Genomic DNA, 18,497 nt, shown 5'->3' on the forward strand with positions numbered 1-18,497 from the left:
GGCCGTGCCGGCGGGCTACCGTTGCGCGACCGCCCCTTGGACGAAGGAGTGCCCGGATGCCCCTGCCGGACGAGCTGCCCGCCGACCTGCTGGACGTGCGCGCGATCGCGTTCGACGTCGACGGCACCCTCGCCGGGAGCGACCACCTCGTCAGCCCGCGGACGCTGCGGGCCCTGGCCGAGCTCCGCCTGGCGGCGATCGAGCCGATCATCGTCACCGGCCGCATCGTCGACGCGGCGACCGACATCCTCGCGGGGGCGGGCATCGACGGTTTCGCGATCGCCTCGGGCGGCGCGGTCGCCGTCGACACCCGCGCGGCCGAGCCGCTGCACACGGCCACCATGGACTCCGCCGACGTCGGCGCCGTGGTGGACTTCGCCGTCGACCGCGGCGTGGAGCCCCTGGTCTTCACGGCCACCGAGATGGTCGTCGCCGAGGGCAGCGTGGCCTACCAGTACCTCGTGGCCGCCAACCTCGACGCCGTCGTCCGGGTCGTCCCGCCGGCGGACCTGCCGGGCGACGGCGTCACCAAGGCGATGCTCTTCGGTGCCACCGAGCGCCTCGACGAGCTCGACGCCGAGGTCCGGGCCGCCCTGCCGCGAATGGTGCGCTCGATGGACAACGTCTTCGAGGTCGGCCCCGCCGACGCCGACAAGTGGGTCGCGCTCCGGGCCGTGCTCGAGCGCCTCGGGATCGCGCCGGGGCAGGTGGCGGGGCTCGGCGACGGCGAGAACGACGTGCCGTGGCTGTCCCGGGTGGGCTGGCCCATCGCCATGGCGAACGCCCGCGAGCCGGTCAAGGCCCTGGCCCGGCTGGAGATCGGCCACCACGGCGACGACGGCGCCGCCGCGTTCGTCGAGGCGCTGCTGGACCGGCGCGCCGACCGGGCGTCCGCGCGGCGCTGACGGCGCGCACCCCGGTCCGGGGATCCGAGCGGCGACGGGTCGCGGCCGGGTCCGGCCCGAGTGTGCGCCGGTGCGCTGGTGCGCACCGCCACTCCCCGCGACACTGGTGCCTCTGCCGTCCCCGCCACGGGAGCCGCGATGCGCAAGGTCATCCTGTTCATGTCGGTGTCCGTGGACGGCTTCATCGAGGGGCCGGGCCGCGACATCAGCTGGCACCTCGTCGACGACGAGGTGCACGGCCACGTCAACGAGCGCCTGAGGTCCATGGGCGCCTTCCTCAGCGGCCGCGTCACCCACGAGCTCATGGCAGGCTTCTGGCCCACGGCCGACGCCGACCCCGCCAGCACGGCGCCGATGGTGGAGTTCGCCGGGATCTGGCGGGACATGCCGAAGTTCGTCTACTCCCGGACGTTGCAAAATTCCGGCTGGAACACGACGATCGTGCGCGACGTCGTCGTCGAGGAGGTCCTGGCGCTCAAGGCGGAGCCGGGCGGGGATCTCGCTCTCAGCGGCGCCGGGCTCGCCGCGACCTTCCGGCGCCTCGACCTCATCGACGAGTACTCGCTGTACGTCCACCCGGTCCTCGTCGGGCTGGGCAAGCCGCTCTTCGAGCCCTCCGCCGCACGCACCGGGCTCCGGCTGGCCGAGACCCGACCCTTCGGCAACGGCGTCGTCCTGCTCCGCTACGAGCGCGTGAGGCCGTCGTGATGCTCGTCGGCGCTGGCGACGGAGAGTCCTCCCGGGCCTGGGAATGCAGGAAGCCCGGCCCCTGCCGGGACCGGACTTCCTGATGTCTCGCGACATCAGCGGTAGCGGTGGTGTCCTGGTTCAAGACATCCCGGACACCTCTCTCAAGACATCCCGGACACCGTCAACCCCGCCTGGACAACGCGTCCGTGACGGCGCCCGTTCGAGCTAGTCGAGATGTCGCAGGACATCCCGGACACGCGCCATGGCCGGCCCCGGACACCTCGGCCACGACGCATCATCCCCGTCGGGCGCCCGCGGTCAGGAGCGTGTCGCAAGACATCCCGGACACCACCCGGCCCTACCCGTAGGGCATGTCCTCTCTGCCCCGGCTGGTCCTCACCGCCGTCGTCATCCAGAAACGTCCCGTCGCCGAGGTGACCGCCGCCTACGGGGTCTCCCGGTCCTGGGTCTACGAGCTCCTCGCCCGCTACCGCGCCGAGGGCGAGAGCGCCCTCGAGCCCCGCTCCCGCCGCCCGCACACCAGCCCGCGAGCGATCAGCGACGAGGTCGTCGCCGCGATCGTGGCCCTTCGCGCCGAGCTCACCGATGCCGGCCACGACAATGGGCCCGCCACCATCGCCCACCACCTCGCCCAGGACGGCCTCACCGTCTCCGAGGCCCCATCTGGCGGACCTTGCACCGGCACGGCCTGATCACTCCCGAGCCCAAGAAGCGGCCGAAGTCCTCCTACATCCGCTTCCAGGCCAGTGCACCGAACGAGTGCTGGCAGTCCGACTTCACCCATATCCGCCTCGCCGACGGCACCGACACCGAGGTCCTGACCTTCCTCGACGACCACGCCCGCTACGCCCTGTCCGTCACCGCCCACCGGGTCGTCACCGGCACTACCGTCACCGCCGAGTTCACCGCCGCGACCGCCGTCCACGGCATCCCGGCCACCGTGCTCACCGACAACGGCCTGGTCTACACCACCCGCTCCCTCGGCGCCCGCAACGCCTTCCAACGCCTGCTCATCACCCTCGGGGTCCACCAGAAGAACGGCGCCCCGCACCACCCGCAGACCCAGGGCAAGGTCGAACGCTTCCAGCAGACCCTCAAGAAGCACCTGACCACCCCCGCGAACCCGCCACCACGCTGGAGCAGCTGCAGGCCCAGATCGACGCCTTCGTCAGCTACTACAACGACACCCGCCCGCACCGCTCCCTCGCGGGCAGAACACCCCGGGCCGCCTACCTCGCCCGCCCGAAGGCCGCCCCGCTCGGCTCACCCGCCGGCAAGGACAACCGCGTCCGCACCGACAAGATCGACCGCCAGGGCAAAGTCACGCTGCGCTACAACGGCCGACTGCACCACATCGGCGTCGGCCGAGCCCACGCCCGCACCCCGGTCGTCATGGTCATCCAAGACCTGCACATCACCATCGCCGACGCCACCACCGGCGAGATCCTGCGCCGAGCTCACCCTCGACCCCACACGCGACTACCAACCCCGATAACGGAAAAGCCCGGACCCACAAACGTGGGTCCGGGCTGTCCGGGATGTCTTGCGACATCACACAGCGGTAGCGGTGGGATTTGAACCCACGGAGGCTGTTAACCTCACACGCTTTCGAGGCGTGCTCCTTAGGCCGCTCGGACACGCTACCTCGCCGCGTGATGGTACCCGGCGGAGGGAGGCCGCCCCAAACCGGCGCCTCGTGGAACCCATCACGTCGCTCCTCTCGCCGCGGCCCGTCCTGCGACCGCGGGCCGCCGCGCGGTCCCCGGCCGTGGCCCCTCCCGCCTCTGGCGGGCCGGGGGTACCTTGAGGGAAAGGTCCACGCTCGATGGAGGGGCATCATGAGCGAGACGGCCATCTCCGGGTACGACTACGGCACCGTCGCCGCCTCCCCGGTCACCAAGGAGGAGCTGGACCTGCTCCGCGCATCGGTGCTGTTCGGGCACGAGGACGAGGCGGCGCTGCGCCGGGCGGGTGAGGTGCTGGGCGGCCAGGTCGAGCAGATCCTGGACGTCTGGTACGGGTTCGTGGGCGTGAATCCCCAGCTCCTCGCGCACTTCTCCGGCCCGGACGGCGAGCCGATCGCCGCCTACCTCGACCGGGTCCGCGGCCGCTTCGGCCAGTGGATCCGGGACACGTGCGAGCGGCCCTACGACGAGCGGTGGCTCGCTTACCAGGAGGAGATCTCCCTGCGGCACACCCCGGCCAAGAAGAACCGCACGGACAAGGTCACCTCCAGCTCGCACGTCCCGCTGCGGTACCTGGTGGCGCTGATCTACCCGATCACCGCAACGGTGCGCGAGTTCCTCATGAAGGGCGCCTCCGGCGAGGACCTCGAGGCCATGCACGAGGCCTGGCGCAAGGCCGTCGTCCTGCAGGTGGCGCTGTGGACGCGGGCCTACGCCCCCGACCTCTGGTGACGCTCAGCGCCCCAGCACGTGCTCGGTGACGCTCAGCCCTCTCGGTGACGCTCAGCGCCCCAGAACGTGCTCGGTGACGCGCGCGCCGCCGGCGAAGCGGGCGAGCGAGAAGCTCGCGACGTCGCCGTCCGGCGTCCGCCCCTCGGCGAGGTCCGCGAGCACCAGGCCCATGAGCGCCGAGAACTTGAACCCCTCACCGGAGTCCCCGCAGGCCACGACGACGCCGCCGGGCAGGACGTCGAGGACGAACCGGCCGTCCGGTGAGAGCGTCCAGGAGCACACCTGCGCGTCGAGCGCCCGCGGCGTCAGGGCGGTGAGGTCGCGCCGCACCCGCGCGACCGTCTCCGCCACCAGGTTCTCGTCGGGGCTGCGGTCGTCGTCGCCCTCGGCCAGGTCGCGCACCGGCCGGTCGAGGCCGAGCTTGTAGCCCACGCCAGGCGTGGGCATGGAGTACAGGCCGGGCTCGTCCCCGCGCGGGCCGTCGAAGAGGCACGGGAAGTCGTCCGCGGCGCCCGGGTCGGCCGGGTCGCCCACGTGGACCACCTGCTCCAGCCGCGGGCGAAGCGGCAACTCGACGTCCAGGGTCGCCAGCAGCGGGCCGGCGCCCGGGCCGGCCGTCAGCACGACGACGTCGCCCGCGAAGGTCCGCCCGTCCTCGCACGCCACCGTCACCCCGCCCGGGCGGGTGGCCACCTCGCGGACCATGGGCCCGACGACGAGCTCGCCGCCGGCGGCCTCGAACAGCCTGGCCTGCGCCCGCAGCGACTCCGCGGCCAGCACCGGCCCGGCCTCGGCCTGCCACACGGCCGGCCGCCCGTCCGGCCGGAGCCCGGGGAAGAAGCGGGCGACGTCGCCGGGCTCGACCTCCTCGTGGGCCACGCCCTCCGCCCGCAGGGCGCCGGCCACCGCGGGGACGGACACGTCGTCGCGCCACAGCAGCCCTCGGCGCAGGAAGACCTCCCGGCCGCTCCGGGCCGCCAGCCTCTCCATGGCCTCGACGCTGCGCAGGCCCAGGCGCACGCGCAGCGCGTCCGGGTGGGTGAGGCGCCAGAGCCGGGTCGGCCCGGAGGATGAGGCCAGCGCGTTGCCGATCCCGTACCGGTCGAGGAGCACCACCTCGTGCCCGCGCCCGGCCAGCTCGGCAGCCGCCGGCAGTCCCCAGGCCCCCGCTCCCACCACGATGCACCGCATGGCGCCGAGCCTAGCCACGCCAGACGGCGCCCCACCCGCTCGGCCGTCGCCGCCGGGGGACGCCACGTACTCTCGGTGGGGTGACGACCGAGCCCGCGACGTCGGCCGCGGCCACCGGGGAGCCGCTGGCCCGCCTGGTCGCGACCCTGGGGGGCCGCCGGGTCGCCGTGCTGACGGGCGCGGGCGTCTCCACCGACTCCGGCATCCCGGACTACCGCGGCCCGGACTCCCCGCCGCGCAATCCCATGACGTACCAGCAGTTCGTGGGCGACGAGCGCTTCCGCCGCCACTACTGGGCCCGCAACCACGTCGGGTGGCGGCACATGCGCCGCACCCGCCCGAACGCCGGCCACCACGCGCTGGCCAGTCTCGAGGCGGCGGGGATCGTCGTCGGCGTCATCACGCAGAACGTCGACCTGCTCCACGAGGCCGCCGGCTCCCGGCGCGTCATCGACCTGCACGGGCACTACAACGAGGTGGTGTGCCTGCGGTGCGGGCACGTCATCCCCCGCGCCGAGCTGCACGAGCGGCTCGAGGCCCTGAACCCGGGCTTCCTGGAGCGGGTCGCCGCGGTCGCCGACGTGGAGATCGCGCCCGACGCCGACGCTGTGGTCGAGAGCACGGCCGGCTTTCGCGTGGCCGCGTGCGGGATCTGTGGCGGCGTGCTCAAACCCCACATCGTCTACTTCGGCGAGAACGTCCCCAAGCCCCGGGTCGCCGCCGCGTACGACATCGTCGACGAGGGCGAGGCGCTGCTCGTGGCCGGCTCGTCCCTCGCCGTGATGAGCGGGCTGCGCTTCGTGCGCCACGCGGCCAAGGCGGGCAAGCCGGTGGTCATCGTCAACCGGGGCGTCACGCGCGGGGACGACCTCGCCGCCGTCAAGGTCGAGGCCGGCACCTCCGAGACGCTGACGGCGCTGGCCGACGCGCTGACCTGAGGACCCACACTGACCTGAGCCCCGCAGGGCCCTGCCCGGCCTGGGGGCGGCTGCAAGGCCCGCGCCACTTCATTGATGAGGATTCGTCAGGCATTGCCTGACGAATCCTCATCAATCCCGTCTCCGCGCCGCTCAGCAGGGCCCCGGCCTCGCAGGGGGTTGGCTGCCGCCATCCGGGCGGGTTCCTGCAACATTCCTGGAGGCGGTGGCTGCCGCCTTCCGGGCGGGTTCCTGCAACATTCCGGCAGGGGGTGCTGCCACCTTCCGGGCGGGTTCCCGCAACATTCCTGGAGGGCGGTTGGCTGCCGCCTTCCGGGCGGGTTCCTGCAACATCCCTGGAGGGTGTCAGCAATGCGGAACAGGAGGCAGGATTTTGAGACCTCCGCTCGATTGGCGCCGACGACGCATGCCGCGCTGGAGCCGTGCAGGTCTTATGGGCGGTGCCAGGGACACCGGAGAAGTGAGGCTCTCTCGGCTCTCCGTGTCGGCGACGGTCGACAAGTAGGCCAGGAACGACGGGCGAGTTCGAAACCTGCCGGTTTCGACCGTCGCTGACACTCCGCCGGGTGGTGCAGACGGCGTCCGCTGCGTCCGGTACGCGTGTGCCCTCGGCGGTTTCAGCAAGGCTGAGGCAATGCCACAATCCGGTCACGAGGCCTTCCCGCTCGGGGCGCCCGACCAACCCTGATCTCCCCTGCTCCCGCGTCGCGATCCTCCCTCCCTCGTCGCGATCCTCCCTGCTCCCGCGTCGCGATCCGCCCTGCTCCCGCGTCGCGATCCTCCCTGCTCCCGCGTCGGGGTCCGGCGTCACGCAAATCTGAATCGGCGACTGCAGACCGTTCGCTGGATCGAAATTCCTGACAGCCCCCAAGAAATCAGCGCGCCCCGGTCGGAGATCCGGCATCTACCGAGCCGCTCGGATCACGGCCACGAGAAACCGCCGCGGCGGCCACCGTTGGCAGCGACAACTCCGCATGACCGCGGCCACCACGGGCGTGGAGCGTGCGGCGTCAGTAGGTGTCGAACCCGGCAAGGCCCTCGGGCCGCTCCTCCGCGACGTCCACCCGCGTGACGTCCGCGTGCCGGGGTCCGCGGCGGGTCCAGGTCACCATCTGCTCCACCGCGGTCGCGTCGCCCTCGAACACCGCCTCCACCGTGCCGTCCGGGCGGTTCCGCGCCCAGCCGCGCACGCCCAGGTTCTCGGCCTGCATCTGGCAGGAGAATCGGTAGCCCACGCCCTGGACGAGGCCGTGGACGATGACGCGGCGCCGGATCACGGTCCCAGTGTGCCGGGGACCCGCCCGCCCTGCCCTGCGGGCCCGTACCGGCCCGCACGACCTCTCGCCCGCGAGCACCGCCAGCACCGCGAGGACCGCAAGCACCGCGAGCCGCGAGCTCCCCGAGCGACGCGAGCACCGCGGGCCACCGGCGACGCCGGCACCGCGCGGCCGCGCTACCGCCGCTCGCCGAAGAAGTCCCGCAGCAGCGCGGCGCTCTCGGCCTCCCGCACCCCGCCCAGCACCTCGACGCGGTGATTGAGGCGGGAGTCGCGCACGACGTCGCGCACGGACCCCGTCGCCCCGGCCTTGGGGTCCCACGCCCCGAGCACCACCCGGGCGACGCGAGCGAGCACCACCGCACCGGCGCACATGGTGCAGGGCTCCAGGGTGACCACCAGGGTGCAGCCCTCCAGCCGCCACGTGCCGAGCGCCCGTGCCGCCTCCCGCAGGGCGAGCATCTCGGCGTGCGCCGTGGGGTCGCCGTCGGCCTCCCGGCGGTTGCGCCCGCGGCCGAGCACCTCCCCGCCCGGGCCCAGCACCACCGCGCCCACCGGCACGTCCGCGCTGCCGAGCGCCTCCCGGGCGAGCCGCAGCGCGAGCGTCATCGCCTCGTCGACGGCGGCCGGGACGGCGGGGGTCGGGCGGGCGGGGTCCACGGGCACATCGTGTCATCCGCCGCGCCGCGCCCGCCGCTCCCGGGGCCGGCCGGGCCGCCCGTGAGCCGCAGGACCCCGACCCCGGCGCCGCCGACGGCCGGACGATAGATTCAGCGCATGCGCCTGCACGTCGCGGACCACCCGCTGATCGCCCACAAGCTCACCGTCCTGCGCGACAAGGACACGGAGTCCCCGACGTTCCGGCTGCTCGTGGACGAGCTGGTCACCCTGCTGGCGTACGAGGCCACCCGCGACGTGCGCGTGCAGCAGGTGGAGATCACGACCCCGGTCGCGCCGACGGTGGGCACCCACCTGGCAGCGCCGAGGCCCATCGTCGTGCCGATCCTGCGCGCCGGCCTCGGCATGCTCGAGGGCATGACGCGGCTGCTGCCCACCGCCGAGGTCGGCTTCCTCGGCATGCAGCGCGACGAGACCACGTTCGAGGCGATCACCTACGCCAACCGGCTGCCCGAGGACCTCTCCGGCCGGCAGTGCTTCGTGCTGGACCCGATGCTCGCCACCGGCCACACCCTCATCGCGGCGATCAGCTACCTGTTCGAGAAGGGCGCCCGGGACGTCACCGCCATCTGCCTGCTCGCCGCCCCCGAGGGCCTGCGGACCCTGGACGAGGCCATCGGCGAGCGCGGCGACGTCACCATCGTCACCGCGGCCGTCGACGAGCGCCTCAACGAGAACAAGTACATCGTCCCCGGCCTCGGCGACGCCGGGGACCGGCTCTACGGCGTGGTCTGAGCCCGCCGCCGCTCACGCCGCCTGCAGCGCTGTGATCGGCGAGACCCGCACCGCCCGCCGGGCGGTCGCCGCGGACGCCGCGGCCACCACGAGCCCGGCGGCGCCGACGCACGCGGCCAGCACCTCCCACGGCACGGCGGGGGCGAAGAACCCGACACCCTCGACCGCGGACAGCCCGGTCACCAGGCACAGCGGCGGCGTGAAATCCAGCGGCACGGCATGATCGGCGCATGCGTCGCGACGTCAACGGCTCAGCACGACCCACCGTCCCCGACCTCCCGGACGCGCCGTCCACCGTCCCCGATCGCGGCCCGGTTCCCGCAGGAACGCGCGAGGACCTGCTCGGCCCGCCCTGGGTGGCGCGCACGCTACGGCTGGGCCGGCTGACCGACGGCGGCGAGGAGCCCGCGGCCCCCGACGTGGCCACCCTCGTCCACCACGCCGACGCCGGCGGCCGGGACCGCGCGGTGCTGTACCTGCCGGGCTTCGTCGACTACTTCTTCCAGGCCGGCCACGCCCAAGCCTGGATCGACGCCGGCTACGACTTCTACGGCCTGGACATGCGGCGGGCGGGCCGCTCGGTCAACGGCCACCCCCGGCCCGACGACGTGCGCGACCTGCGGGTGCACGACGAGGAGATCGGGGCGGCGCTCGAGCTCGTCCGGGCGGGCGGCGCGCGCCGGCTGGTGCTCCTCGGCCACTCCACCGGCGGGCTGCAGGCGGTGCTGTGGGCGCACGACCATCCCGGCACGGTGGACGTCGTCGTGCTGAACTCGCCGTGGCTGGACCTCAACCGCGGCTGGTTCGAGCGCACGGTCCTCACCGCGGTGCTGGACCGGCTCGGCGCCTGGTTGCCGAGCGTCCAGGTGGGCACCCTCGGCGACGCGTACGGGCGGAACCTGCACGCCGGCACCGGCGGTGAGTGGGAGTACGACCTGAGCCTCAAGCCCCACGCCGGCTTCCCCGTCCGGGCTGGGTTCATCCGGTCGGTGCGCCGCGCGCACGCGGAGCTCGCGCGGGGCATGGACGTCGCCGCGCCGGTGCTGCTGTGCTGCTCCACCCGCTCGGGCGACCGGCGGCAGCCCGGCCCCGCCGAGCTCACTAGCACCGACGTGGTGCTCGACGTCCGCCAGATGCTCCGCCGCGCCCCCATGATCGGCGAGGACGTGACGATCCTCCAGGTGCCGGGTGGCATCCACGACCTCGCCCTCTCCCCCGCGCCGGCTCGCGAGTACTACACCCGCGCGGCGATCGAGTGGGCGAACGCCCGGCTCGACGAGCTCGCCCCCGCGTAGCGCGCGAGATGTCATCTTCCTCCCCAGATGTCATGACATGTGGCGAGGCGGGGGGCGGGCGGGGCGTCAGGCCTTGCGGCCCGCCCCCTCGTCGGCGATCACGCGGTCGGCGGTGGCGGCCGCGACGGCTGCGGTCGGCTCGATGCCCACCTTGCCGGCGGCGCTCGGCGCGCCGGCGCGGGTGGCGGCCACCCCGCGGGTGGCCGGCTCCCCGGCGCGGGTCCCGGCGGCGTCATCCGGGGTGGTCCCGCCCGCCGTAACCGTCTCGCCAGCCACCTCGGAGATGACCTCGTGGCTACGCCGGGGCACGTCCCAGGTGCTGCGCAGCTCGGTGCCCTTCATGAAGAGCACGGCGATGAACCCGACGGCGGAGATGGCGGCCGCGACCACGAAGACCGAGCCGATGCCGTCGCCGTAGGCCCCGGTGACGATGTCCGCCATCGCCGGCGGCACCTGGGAGAGGTCCAGGGATGAGGTAGAGGTGTCAAGGCCGGTCCCGTCGAGCTCCTGCTCCGCCATCCCGGCCCGGGTCAGCGAGGTGACGCGCTGGGTGTAGATCGCGCCGAGCACCTGGATGCCGATCGCGCCGCCGAGCGAGCGGAAGAAGGTCACCGAGGACGTCGCGGCCCCGACGTCGCCGATGGAGACGGTGTTCTGCACGGCCAGCACGAGGTTCTGCATGGACGCGCCCAGGCCGAGGCCGGCGACGAGCAGGTACAGCCCGATCAGGCCCAGGTTCGTGTCGCCGTCGGCCGTTCCCATGAGGGCCATGCCGAGGGCGAGGAGGCCCATGCCGCCCACGACGTACGGCTTCCACCGCCCGCTGGCGGTGACCCAGCGGCCGGCCACGGTGGAGGAGACGAGCAGGCCGACCATGATGGGCAGGCCGAGCCAGCCGGCGACGGTCGGGGAGTACCCGCGGCCGATCTGGAAGTACTGGCCCAGGAAGACGTTGGCGCCGAACAGGGCGGTGCCCACCGCGAGGCTGGCCACGATCGCCAGCATGGTGGTGCGCTCGGTGAGGATGCCCAGCGGGATGACCGGCTCGCTGACGCGCCGCTCGACGAGCACGAACGCCACGGCGCTGACCGCCGCGGCGGCGAGGAGCGCCGCGGTCTGCCAGGAGACCCAGTCGAAGGCGTGGTTGGCGAAGGAGACCCAGACCAGCAGGAGCGTGGCGGACAGGGAGATGAGCACCGCCCCGAGGTAGTCCACCCTGGCGCCGGGCCGGCCCGTGCCGGGCACGTGCAGGTTCTTCACGACGACGGCGATCGCGGCGAGCATGAACGGCACGGTCGCCCAGAAGCACCAGCGCCAGCCGAGCCAGGGGGTGTCCACGATCAGGCCGCCGGCGAGGGGCCCGGAGACCGTGGCCACCGCGATGACGGCGCCCATGTAGCCGTTGTACCGGCCGCGCTGCCGCGGCGGGATGATCGTGGCGATGATGATCTGGGTGAGGACCATGTTGGCCCCCATGCCCAGGCCCTGCAGCACCCGGACGGCGATGAGCATGCCGGCCGACGTGGAAAGGCCCGCCAGCACCGACCCGGCGATGAAGACGACCATCGAGGCGAGCAGCAGCTTCTTCTTGTCGAAGAGGTCGGCCAGCTTGCCCGCGATCGGCGTCACCGCCGTCGAGGCCAGGATCATCGAGGTGATGATCCAGGTGTACTGCTGCTGGGTGCCGCCGATCTCCCCGACGATCACCGGCAGCGCGTTGCCGACGATGGTGCCGGAGAGGTTGCCGACGAACATGGCCATCAGCAGGCCGGTGAGCACCTTCAGGATCTGCCGGTGCTCGCCGTGCGCCGTGGCGGCCTCCTCGGCCGTCATCCCGGCGTAGACCCGCCGGGAGGTGAGGTTCTTCTTGCTCAACCGAGCTCCTTCGTCAGTTCCATAGCCGGCTCCGCGCCGGTAAGTCGTGCGTAGACGTGCTCCGCCGCCGCGGTGAGCTCGGCGAGGTCGTCCGCCAGGCGGCGCATCCGCTCGGGCGACCAGCCGTCCATGGACTGCTCGATGGCCTCGACGTGCAGGCGCCGGACCTCCCGCAGCCGCGCGAGCCCCGCCTCCGTCAGCGACACCAGCGTCGCCCGCCCGTCCTCGGGGTCGGGCCGGCGGGCGATCAGGCCGTCCTTCTCGAGCCCGCCGATCTGCCGGCTCGCGACGGAGGGGTCGACCAGCTGTTGCTCCGCCAGCGCAGCGACTCGGCACTCGGTGGCGCGGTACAGGCTGAAGAGCAGCTGGACCTGGGCCGGCTGGAGCCCGGCGCGGCGGGCGACCATCGTGCCGAAGGTCCGCGCGCGCCGGTTGAGGTGGGTGATCTGGTCGAGGACGCGGGCCGAGGCGTCCTGTCGCGTATCGGTCAGTTCGGGCACGGGTCCGACCGTACGCCTACATGCACCATGCATCTATATAATTCGGTGTGCGGTTGCCCATAGCGGTGCACAGCCGCGCGCCCGCGACGACCCGGAGACGCCCCTCAGCCGCGCACGTCGTGCAGGTGGTGCAGCACGTCGTGGACGAAGTACTGAGCGAGCGTCTCGACCGTGAACTCCGAGCCGTTGCTGCGCACGCCGCGGCGCTGCCACCGCTCCTCCGGCACGGCCGCGAAGGCTTCCGCGATCCGGTCCCCCGCCGCCTCCAGCTGAGCGCTGACCTCGGCCGGGGTCTGGCCGGCGTAGTTCCCCTCGACGGCGGCCGCGTCCTGGTCCCAGTCGGGGAAGGTCGGCTCGTCCTGCTCGAGCATGAGCCGGAGCCGGCCCTCGAACACGGTGAAGACGTCGCGCACGTGGGCGGCGTACTCCAGCGGCGACCAGGTGGACTCGTCGGGACGCACCGCCACGCCGGGCCGGCGCAGCACCTCCTGCCAGCGCGCGACGGCGTCGCGCACCAGGCCGGGCACGCTCGCGGGGTCCTCCCGCGCGGCCTCCACGCCGCACTCCTCGCAGCGGCGCCGCAGCACCCAGGTCCAGTCCTTGGTGTCCGGCACGATCGCCATGCCCGCTCCTCCCGCCGCGCCCGCCCGTGGGGCGGGTGTCCGGCCCCGGCTGCGTCGGTGCCCAGGCTAGGGGAACGCCGGCGTGCGCGTCCGGCGCGGGCTGGCGGAACACCGGCCGGAGGTGGCGGTGCCGGACGTGGCGCGGTCGCCGAGACCGCGTTGCCGGGCCGTGGCGCGGCCGCCGGGACCGCGTTGCCGGGCCGTGGCGCGGTCGCCGGGACCGGCGCGGGTCCGTCCCGCGGTGTCCCGGGTTCCTCCGCAGCAGCGTCGGCGGTGCCTCGCGCTCCGCTCCCCGGGGATGCTTGACTGCGACCATGCCGCTCACAGGTACGTACGAGCCCAGCCCCCGCGCCTCGGTCCGCGAGCAGGTCGAGCTCTACGAGCGCTCCGGCGGGGCCGAGGGCGCGACCATGCGCGGCCTGCCCTGCGTGATCCTCACGGTCCGCGGCGCCCGGTCGGGCAAGCTGCGCAAGATCCCGCTCATGCGGGTCGAGCACGACGGCGCCTACGCGATCGTCGCCTCGCTGGGCGGCTCGCCGCGCCACCCGCTGTGGTACCGCAACGTCCTCGCCAACCCCGAGGTGGAGCTGCAGGACGGGCCGGAGAAGTGGGACATGGTCGCCCGGGAGGTCACGGGCGCGGAGAAGGAGCTGTGGTGGCAGCGCGCCGTCGAGGCCTTCCCGCTGTACGCCGACTACCAGCGCCGCACCAGCCGCGAGATCCCCGTGCTGGTGCTCGAGCGGGCCTGACCAGGCACGGCGCCGCGCCTACAGTGTGGGCATGCCGCTGCCGCCGCTGGTCGCCCCGGGCCCGCCGCTGACCCGGGAGCAAGTCCGGCGCTACTCGCGGCACCTGCTGCTCGGGCAGCTCGGCGAGGAGGGGCAGCGCCGCCTGCGCGCCGCCCGGGTCCTCGTCGTGGGCGCCGGCGGCCTGGGCGCTCCGGCGCTGCTCTACCTGGCCGCCGCCGGCGTGGGGCGCCTCGGCATCGTGGACGACGACGTCGTCGACGGCTCCAACCTCCAGCGCCAGGTCATCCACACGACCGCCGACGTGGGCCGGCCGAAGGTCGACTCGGCGGCGGAGAAGATCGCCGCGCTCGCGCCGGACGTGGTCGTCGACCGCCACCACCTCCGCCTGGACGCCGCCAACGCCCGGGCGGTGCTGGCCGGCTACGACCTCGTGCTGGACGGCACCGACAACTTCCCCACCCGCTACCTGGTCGCCGACGTCGCCGCGGAGCTCGGGCTGCCGGTGGTCTGGGCCTCGATCCTGCGCTTCGACGCCCAGGTCTCGGTGTTCTGGTCGCGCCCGCCCGGGACCGCCGCGGGGGTGACGCTGCGCGACCTCTTCCCCGCCCCGCCCCCGCCGGGGACGACGCCCTCGTGCGGGCAGGCCGGTGTGCTCGGGGCGATGACCGGCCAGGTCGGCTCCCTCATGGCTACCGAGGCGGTCAAGCTCATCACCGGCACGGGGGAGCCCCTGCTGGGGCGGGTGCTGATCCTCGACGCCCTCGCGGCCCGGTGGAGCGAGCTGCCGGTGCGGCCGCGCGCCGCCGCACCGGCGCCACGCACCCGCGCCGAGCTCGGCTACGACCCCACCGGCGCGCCGGCCGGCTCGCTCGCCGCCGCCGTCGCGGCCGCGGAACGCGCGACCGGGCCCGACGCTGCTTCGTCCGACGCCGCAACCTGGCCCGGCGGCGCCGCGCCCGGCGGCGCGGCGCCCGACGCACTCACGCCCGCGACCCCGAGCATCACGGCGACGGAGCTGGCCGAGCGGCTGTCGGACCGCGAGCGCGGCGCCGACGACTTCGTCCTGCTAGACGTCCGCGAGCCGGCCGAGCGCGCGATCGTCGCCATCCCCGGCGCCGTCAGCGTCCCCCTCGGCGAGGTCCTCGCGGACCCCGAGGGCGCCGTCCACCGCCTCGACCTGGGCCGCCCCGGCGAGGCGGCCCGCGAGCTGCTCGTGCACTGCCGCACCGGCCAGCGCTCCGCCCAGGCCGCCCGCGCCCTGGCCGGGGCGGGTGTGCGCGTCGTGGACGTCGCCGGCGGGGTGCTCGCCTGGGTCGCCGACGTCGACCCCACCCTGCCGACCTACTGACGCGAGGAGCCCCATGATCACCGTCGAGCAGCACCTGGACCGGGTGCTCGCCGCCGTCGCGCCGCTGGCGCCGCGCCGCCTGCCGCTGGGCGAGGCGCAGGGCTGCGTGCTGGCCGAGGACGTCGCCGCGACGCTGGCGGTGCCCCCGTTCGACAACTCCGCCATGGACGGCTACGCCGTCCGCGCCGCCGACGTCGCCGCGGCCGACGAGGCCGCGCCGGTGCGCCTGCGCGTGGTCGCCGACCTGCCCGCCGGCTCGGCCGCACGCCCGCCCGTCGAGCCCGGCACCGCGGTGCGCATCATGACCGGCGCCCCCGTGCCGCCGGGGGCGGACGCCGTCGTCCCGGTCGAGCACACGGACCAGCAGGCCGGGCCCGGCGCGCTGCCGGCGACCGTTCAGGTGCGGCGCCCGGCGGCGCGCGGGGCGCACGTCCGCAGCGCCGGGGAGGACGTCCCTCCCGGGCACGTCGTCCTCCGGGCCGGCACGCACCTGCGGGCGCGGGACCTCTCCGCCGCGGCGTCGGTGGGGCACGGCTCCCTGCTCGTCCACCCCCGGGTGCGGGTGGGCGTGCTCTCCACCGGCGCCGAGCTCGTGCCGCCGGGCGAGGAGCCCGGGCCGGGGCAGATCCCGGACTCCAACGCCGTGCTCGTCGCCGGGCTGGTGCGGGAGGCGGGCGCCGCGGCGGTGCCGCTCGGCGCGGTGGACGACGACCCCGAGGCGCTGCGGACACGGCTTGCGCACAACCTGGGGCGCCTGGACGCCGTGATCACCACCGGCGGGGTGAGCGCCGGCGCGTACGACGTCGTCAAGGAGGTGCTCGCGCCGCTCGGCGAGGTCGGCTTCGACCAGGTGGCCATGCAGCCCGGCAAGCCCCAGGGGTTCGGGGTGCTCGCCCACCCGCACGGCGAGCTCGGGGTGCCGATCTTCTGCCTGCCGGGCAACCCGGTCAGCGTGTTCGTCAGCTTCGAGGTCTTCGTCCGCCCGGCGCTGCAGCGCATGCGGGCGCTCGTGGCCGAGGCCGGGCCGCGGCCCACGCTGCCCGCCGTCGCCGCCGCCGGGTGGCGCTGCCCGCCCGGCCGGCGCCAGTACATGCCCGTGGTGGTCGACGCCCCGGGCGAGGACGGCGAGGTGCGGGTGCGCCCGGCGGCCGCCCGCGGGTCCGGCTCGCACCTGGTGGCCTCGCTGGCCGCCGCCGACGCCCTCGCCGTCGTCGAGGCCGGCACGGCGGAGGTGGCCCCGGGCGACGCCGTGCGCGTCATGATGGTGCCGTGAGCGCCATGGAACCCGTCCGCCTGACCCACCTCGACGACGCCGGGCACGCCCGGATGGTCGACGTCACCGGCAAGGAGCCGACCGTGCGGGAGGCGGTGGCCACCGGTGAGGTGCTGTGCCGCCCGGCGGTGATGACGGCGCTGCGCGAGGGCACGGTACCCAAGGGCGACGTGCTCGCCGTCGCGCGGATCGCGGGCATCGCCGCGGCCAAGCGGACGCCGGAGCTGCTGCCGCTGGCGCACACCATCGGCGTGCACGGCGCCGCCGTGGACCTCGAGCTCGCCGAGGACCGGGTGCGGATAACCGCCACCGTGCGCACCGCCGACCGCACCGGGGTGGAGATGGAGGCGCTCACCGCCGTCTCGGTCGCCGCGCTCGCCGTGGTGGACATGGTCAAGGGCGTGGACCGTTCCGCCGAGATCACCGCCGTGAAGGTCGTTGCGAAGTCCGGCGGCCGCTCCGGCGACTGGCGCCTGCAGGAATGACGCCCGGCCGCGGGGCCACGCCCGCCTTCGACGCCGTGGTGCTCGCCGGCGGCACGGCCCGTCGCCTGGGCGGCGCCTCCAAGCCGGACGTCGTCCTCGGCGGGCGCCGCCTGCTCGAGCACGCCCTCGACGCGGCGGCCGGCGCCAGGCGCACCGTCGTCGTCGCCCCGCCCGAGGTGGCCGTGCCGCCCGGCGTGCTGCGCACCCTCGAGGACCCGCCGCACGGCGGCCCGGTGGCCGGGATCGCCGCGGGCCTGGCGGCGCTCGACGCCGCCGCCACCTCGGGCAGCCCGGCGGCCGACGGCGCCGGGCCGGCCCCGTGGCTGCTCGTGCTGGCGTGCGACGTCCCCTACGCCGCCGACGCCGTCCCGCGCCTGCTCGCCGCCGCGGTCACGGGCGACGGCGCGTGCCTCGTGGACGGCGACGGCCACGCGCAGTGGCTCACAGGCGTCTACCGGACGGCGGCCCTGCGGGAGCGGCTCGGCGCCCTGCCCGACGCCGGCCGAGGCGCCTCGGTGCACCGGTGCGTCGGCCCGCTCGCCACCGCGCGCGTCCGGGCGGCCGGCCGCGAGGCCGTCGACGTGGACTCCTGGGCGGACCTCGACGCCCTGGGCGCCGACGGCGCCCCGCTGCCCTGAGCCCGCGCCGTGTCCCACACCGCCCGCCATCGAGGGCGCGCGGCCGAATGCGCCCGCCGTCGACCGGAGGGCCGCATTCGAGTGCCCGCCGTCGACCGAAGGGCCACGCATTCGAGTGCGACGTTGTGGGGCCCCGCGGAACCATGTGACCCCCAAGAACGTCGCAGTCGCTGAGCGGCGAACCCAGAACGTCACAGTCGAGGGGCTCCCGCGCCGGCTCGGCGGGCGCGCGGTGGCTCGCTAGTGCCCGGCGCCGCCGAGCTGGTCCAGGACGTGTCGCACCAGCGGCGCGAGCACGGCGACGGCGTCGCGCACGGCACCGGGCGAGCCCGGCACGTTGACGACGAGCGCCTCGCCGGCCCTGCCGCGCGCGATCCCGGCGAGCCCCCGCGAGAGGACGGCGGTGGGCACCGCGGCGGCGCCGCGTGCGCGGATCGCCTCCGCCAGCCCCGGCAGCTCCCGCACCAGCAGCGGCCCCGTCGCCTCCGGGGTGAGGTCGCGCGGCGCCAGGCCGGTCCCCCCGGTGGTCAGCACCAGCCGCGCGCCGTCCGCCAGCGCCCGGCGGATGGCGGAGCGCACCGGGTCCACGCCGTCCGGCACGACCACCACCCCCGCCGAGACGCCGGCCCCGGCGAGCAGCTCGGCCGCCAGGGGGCCCGACCGGTCCTCGGCCTCGCCGCGGGCGCACCTGTCCGAGACGGTGACGACGGCGCCGCGTACGAGACCGCCGCCGCCCGGACCGGGGGTGGACGCTGGCTCGGGTCTGTGGTTCACGGCGCGGCTACGGGTCGGTTGCTCACGTGCTCACGGTAGCCAGCACGAGCGCGGCAGGACCCCCGGGCACTCCGGAGGCCGGCGCC

At 74.8% G+C, this 18,497-nt stretch carries 21 protein-coding genes, 1 tRNA gene and 1 pseudogene; 14 read left to right on the plus strand and 9 right to left on the minus strand.

What is annotated here, in order from left to right:
- Window positions 1-56: 56 nt before the first annotated feature.
- The 5 genes and pseudogenes from ACF0H8_RS00070 (at window position 57) to ACF0H8_RS00090 (ending at window position 3,194) form a co-directional block, all read left to right on the plus strand.
- Window positions 57-905, plus strand: a complete 849-nt coding sequence (locus ACF0H8_RS00070) for an HAD family hydrolase (protein WP_395286968.1) — start codon at window positions 57-59, stop codon at window positions 903-905.
- 138 nt (window positions 906-1,043) lie between these two features.
- Window positions 1,044-1,613 carry a dihydrofolate reductase family protein gene (locus ACF0H8_RS00075; RefSeq protein WP_395286969.1) on the plus strand — a complete coding sequence of 190 codons (570 nt, stop codon included), beginning with the start codon at window positions 1,044-1,046 and terminating at the stop codon, window positions 1,611-1,613.
- 353 nt (window positions 1,614-1,966) lie between these two features.
- Window positions 1,967-2,308, plus strand: a complete 342-nt coding sequence (locus ACF0H8_RS00080; RefSeq protein ID WP_395286970.1) for a helix-turn-helix domain-containing protein — start codon at window positions 1,967-1,969, stop codon at window positions 2,306-2,308.
- Window positions 2,290-2,613: pseudogene (locus ACF0H8_RS00085) on the plus strand (DDE-type integrase/transposase/recombinase); the annotation flags it as partial. The gene ACF0H8_RS00080 and the pseudogene ACF0H8_RS00085, both read left to right, overlap by 19 nt.
- A 158-nt stretch (window positions 2,614-2,771) precedes the next feature.
- The gene (locus tag ACF0H8_RS00090; RefSeq protein ID WP_395290779.1) at window positions 2,772-3,194 is read left to right on the plus strand and encodes a hypothetical protein; all 423 of its coding nucleotides are present in this window, start codon (window positions 2,772-2,774) and stop codon (window positions 3,192-3,194) included.
- Here ACF0H8_RS00090 and ACF0H8_RS00095 read toward each other — a convergent pair.
- Window positions 3,176-3,261, minus strand: a tRNA-Ser gene (locus tag ACF0H8_RS00095). The two genes, ACF0H8_RS00090 and ACF0H8_RS00095, sit on opposite strands and share 19 nt — an antisense overlap.
- Window positions 3,262-3,454: 193 nt before the next feature.
- On the opposite strand from ACF0H8_RS00095, the gene ACF0H8_RS00100 reads away from it, so the two are divergent.
- On the plus strand, window positions 3,455-4,033 hold the full coding sequence (locus ACF0H8_RS00100) for a protoglobin domain-containing protein (protein ID WP_395286971.1): 579 nt from the start codon (window positions 3,455-3,457) through the stop codon (window positions 4,031-4,033).
- A 51-nt stretch (window positions 4,034-4,084) separates the two neighbouring features.
- Here the strand turns inward: ACF0H8_RS00100 and ACF0H8_RS00105 are convergent, their stop codons facing one another.
- Window positions 4,085-5,224, minus strand: coding sequence for an FAD-dependent oxidoreductase (locus ACF0H8_RS00105; protein ID WP_395286972.1), 1,140 nt, complete (start codon window positions 5,222-5,224; stop codon window positions 4,085-4,087).
- Window positions 5,225-5,304: 80 nt separating this feature from the next.
- On the opposite strand from ACF0H8_RS00105, the gene ACF0H8_RS00110 reads away from it, so the two are divergent.
- The gene (locus ACF0H8_RS00110; RefSeq protein WP_395286973.1) at window positions 5,305-6,162 is read left to right on the plus strand and encodes an NAD-dependent protein deacetylase; all 858 of its coding nucleotides are present in this window, start codon (window positions 5,305-5,307) and stop codon (window positions 6,160-6,162) included.
- Window positions 6,163-7,172: 1,010 nt separating this feature from the next.
- Here the strand turns inward: ACF0H8_RS00110 and ACF0H8_RS00115 are convergent.
- Window positions 7,173-7,439, minus strand: coding sequence for an acylphosphatase (locus ACF0H8_RS00115; RefSeq protein WP_395286974.1), 267 nt, complete (start codon window positions 7,437-7,439; stop codon window positions 7,173-7,175).
- A gap of 176 nt (window positions 7,440-7,615) precedes the next feature.
- Window positions 7,616-8,047 (minus strand): nucleoside deaminase, encoded by a 432-nt coding sequence (locus tag ACF0H8_RS00120; RefSeq protein WP_395290780.1) that lies wholly within the window; start codon window positions 8,045-8,047, stop codon window positions 7,616-7,618.
- Between the two features lie 168 nt (window positions 8,048-8,215).
- Between ACF0H8_RS00120 and upp the strand changes: the two genes are divergently transcribed.
- Complete coding sequence (gene upp, locus ACF0H8_RS00125) at window positions 8,216-8,851, plus strand: uracil phosphoribosyltransferase (protein WP_395286975.1); 636 nt, start codon at window positions 8,216-8,218, stop codon at window positions 8,849-8,851.
- A 12-nt stretch (window positions 8,852-8,863) separates the two neighbouring features.
- Here the strand turns inward: upp and ACF0H8_RS00130 are convergent, their stop codons facing one another.
- Window positions 8,864-9,067 carry a hypothetical protein gene (locus ACF0H8_RS00130; RefSeq protein ID WP_395286976.1) on the minus strand — a complete coding sequence of 68 codons (204 nt, stop codon included), beginning with the start codon at window positions 9,065-9,067 and terminating at the stop codon, window positions 8,864-8,866.
- 14 nt (window positions 9,068-9,081) lie between these two features.
- Between ACF0H8_RS00130 and ACF0H8_RS00135 the strand changes: the two genes are divergently transcribed.
- Window positions 9,082-10,146 (plus strand): alpha/beta hydrolase, encoded by a 1,065-nt coding sequence (locus ACF0H8_RS00135; RefSeq protein ID WP_395286977.1) that lies wholly within the window; start codon window positions 9,082-9,084, stop codon window positions 10,144-10,146.
- Window positions 10,147-10,212: 66 nt separating this feature from the next.
- Here ACF0H8_RS00135 and ACF0H8_RS00140 read toward each other — a convergent pair whose 3' ends face one another.
- The 3 genes from ACF0H8_RS00140 to ACF0H8_RS00150 form a co-directional block, all read right to left on the minus strand.
- Complete coding sequence (locus ACF0H8_RS00140) at window positions 10,213-12,021, minus strand: MDR family MFS transporter (RefSeq protein WP_395286978.1); 1,809 nt, start codon at window positions 12,019-12,021, stop codon at window positions 10,213-10,215.
- Window positions 12,018-12,521 carry a MarR family winged helix-turn-helix transcriptional regulator gene (locus ACF0H8_RS00145; RefSeq protein WP_395286979.1) on the minus strand — a complete coding sequence of 168 codons (504 nt, stop codon included), beginning with the start codon at window positions 12,519-12,521 and terminating at the stop codon, window positions 12,018-12,020. Before ACF0H8_RS00145 ends, ACF0H8_RS00140 begins: the two co-directional genes overlap by 4 nt.
- A gap of 104 nt (window positions 12,522-12,625) precedes the next feature.
- Complete coding sequence (locus ACF0H8_RS00150; protein ID WP_395286980.1) at window positions 12,626-13,144, minus strand: DinB family protein; 519 nt, start codon at window positions 13,142-13,144, stop codon at window positions 12,626-12,628.
- Between the two features lie 314 nt (window positions 13,145-13,458).
- On the opposite strand from ACF0H8_RS00150, the gene ACF0H8_RS00155 reads away from it, so the two are divergent.
- From ACF0H8_RS00155 to ACF0H8_RS00175, 5 genes are read left to right on the plus strand one after another with little or no spacing between them, the layout of a single operon-like run.
- Window positions 13,459-13,893, plus strand: a complete 435-nt coding sequence (locus ACF0H8_RS00155; RefSeq protein ID WP_395286981.1) for a nitroreductase family deazaflavin-dependent oxidoreductase — start codon at window positions 13,459-13,461, stop codon at window positions 13,891-13,893.
- Window positions 13,894-13,924: 31 nt separating this feature from the next.
- Window positions 13,925-15,241: a ThiF family adenylyltransferase gene (locus tag ACF0H8_RS00160; protein ID WP_395286982.1), complete on the plus strand. Its 1,317-nt coding sequence runs from the start codon at window positions 13,925-13,927 to the stop codon at window positions 15,239-15,241.
- A 13-nt stretch (window positions 15,242-15,254) separates the two neighbouring features.
- Complete coding sequence (gene glp, locus ACF0H8_RS00165; RefSeq protein ID WP_395286983.1) at window positions 15,255-16,514, plus strand: gephyrin-like molybdotransferase Glp; 1,260 nt, start codon at window positions 15,255-15,257, stop codon at window positions 16,512-16,514.
- Window positions 16,515-16,519: 5 nt separating this feature from the next.
- Window positions 16,520-16,999 carry a cyclic pyranopterin monophosphate synthase MoaC gene (moaC, locus tag ACF0H8_RS00170; RefSeq protein ID WP_395290781.1) on the plus strand — a complete coding sequence of 160 codons (480 nt, stop codon included), beginning with the start codon at window positions 16,520-16,522 and terminating at the stop codon, window positions 16,997-16,999.
- Complete coding sequence (locus ACF0H8_RS00175; RefSeq protein WP_395286984.1) at window positions 16,996-17,637, plus strand: molybdenum cofactor guanylyltransferase; 642 nt, start codon at window positions 16,996-16,998, stop codon at window positions 17,635-17,637. Before moaC ends, ACF0H8_RS00175 begins: the two co-directional genes overlap by 4 nt.
- Window positions 17,638-17,877: 240 nt before the next feature.
- Here ACF0H8_RS00175 and ACF0H8_RS00180 read toward each other — a convergent pair whose 3' ends face one another.
- Complete coding sequence (locus tag ACF0H8_RS00180; RefSeq protein ID WP_395286985.1) at window positions 17,878-18,411, minus strand: molybdenum cofactor biosynthesis protein B; 534 nt, start codon at window positions 18,409-18,411, stop codon at window positions 17,878-17,880.
- Window positions 18,412-18,497 lie beyond the last annotated feature (86 nt).

The organism is Georgenia sp. AZ-5 (genome assembly GCF_043952095.1).
Lineage (GTDB): Bacteria > Actinomycetota > Actinomycetes > Actinomycetales > Actinomycetaceae > Georgenia.

Coding starts and splice junctions, on each gene's coding strand:
- ACF0H8_RS00150 (WP_395286980.1), bottom strand. CDS start 13,144: ATGGCGATCGTGCCGGACACCAAGGACTGGACCTGGGTGCTGCGGCGC.
- ACF0H8_RS00075 (WP_395286969.1), top strand. CDS start 1,044: ATGCGCAAGGTCATCCTGTTCATGTCGGTGTCCGTGGACGGCTTCATC.
- glp (WP_395286983.1), top strand. CDS start 15,255: ATGATCACCGTCGAGCAGCACCTGGACCGGGTGCTCGCCGCCGTCGCG.
- upp (WP_395286975.1), top strand. CDS start 8,216: ATGCGCCTGCACGTCGCGGACCACCCGCTGATCGCCCACAAGCTCACC.
- ACF0H8_RS00105 (WP_395286972.1), bottom strand. CDS start 5,224: ATGCGGTGCATCGTGGTGGGAGCGGGGGCCTGGGGACTGCCGGCGGCT.
- ACF0H8_RS00120 (WP_395290780.1), bottom strand. CDS start 8,047: ATGACGCTCGCGCTGCGGCTCGCCCGGGAGGCGCTCGGCAGCGCGGAC.
- ACF0H8_RS00135 (WP_395286977.1), top strand. CDS start 9,082: ATGCGTCGCGACGTCAACGGCTCAGCACGACCCACCGTCCCCGACCTC.
- ACF0H8_RS00155 (WP_395286981.1), top strand. CDS start 13,459: ATGCCGCTCACAGGTACGTACGAGCCCAGCCCCCGCGCCTCGGTCCGC.
- ACF0H8_RS00175 (WP_395286984.1), top strand. CDS start 16,996: ATGACGCCCGGCCGCGGGGCCACGCCCGCCTTCGACGCCGTGGTGCTC.
- ACF0H8_RS00070 (WP_395286968.1), top strand. CDS start 57: ATGCCCCTGCCGGACGAGCTGCCCGCCGACCTGCTGGACGTGCGCGCG.
- ACF0H8_RS00160 (WP_395286982.1), top strand. CDS start 13,925: ATGCCGCTGCCGCCGCTGGTCGCCCCGGGCCCGCCGCTGACCCGGGAG.
- ACF0H8_RS00100 (WP_395286971.1), top strand. CDS start 3,455: ATGAGCGAGACGGCCATCTCCGGGTACGACTACGGCACCGTCGCCGCC.
- moaC (WP_395290781.1), top strand. CDS start 16,520: ATGGAACCCGTCCGCCTGACCCACCTCGACGACGCCGGGCACGCCCGG.
- ACF0H8_RS00080 (WP_395286970.1), top strand. CDS start 1,967: ATGTCCTCTCTGCCCCGGCTGGTCCTCACCGCCGTCGTCATCCAGAAA.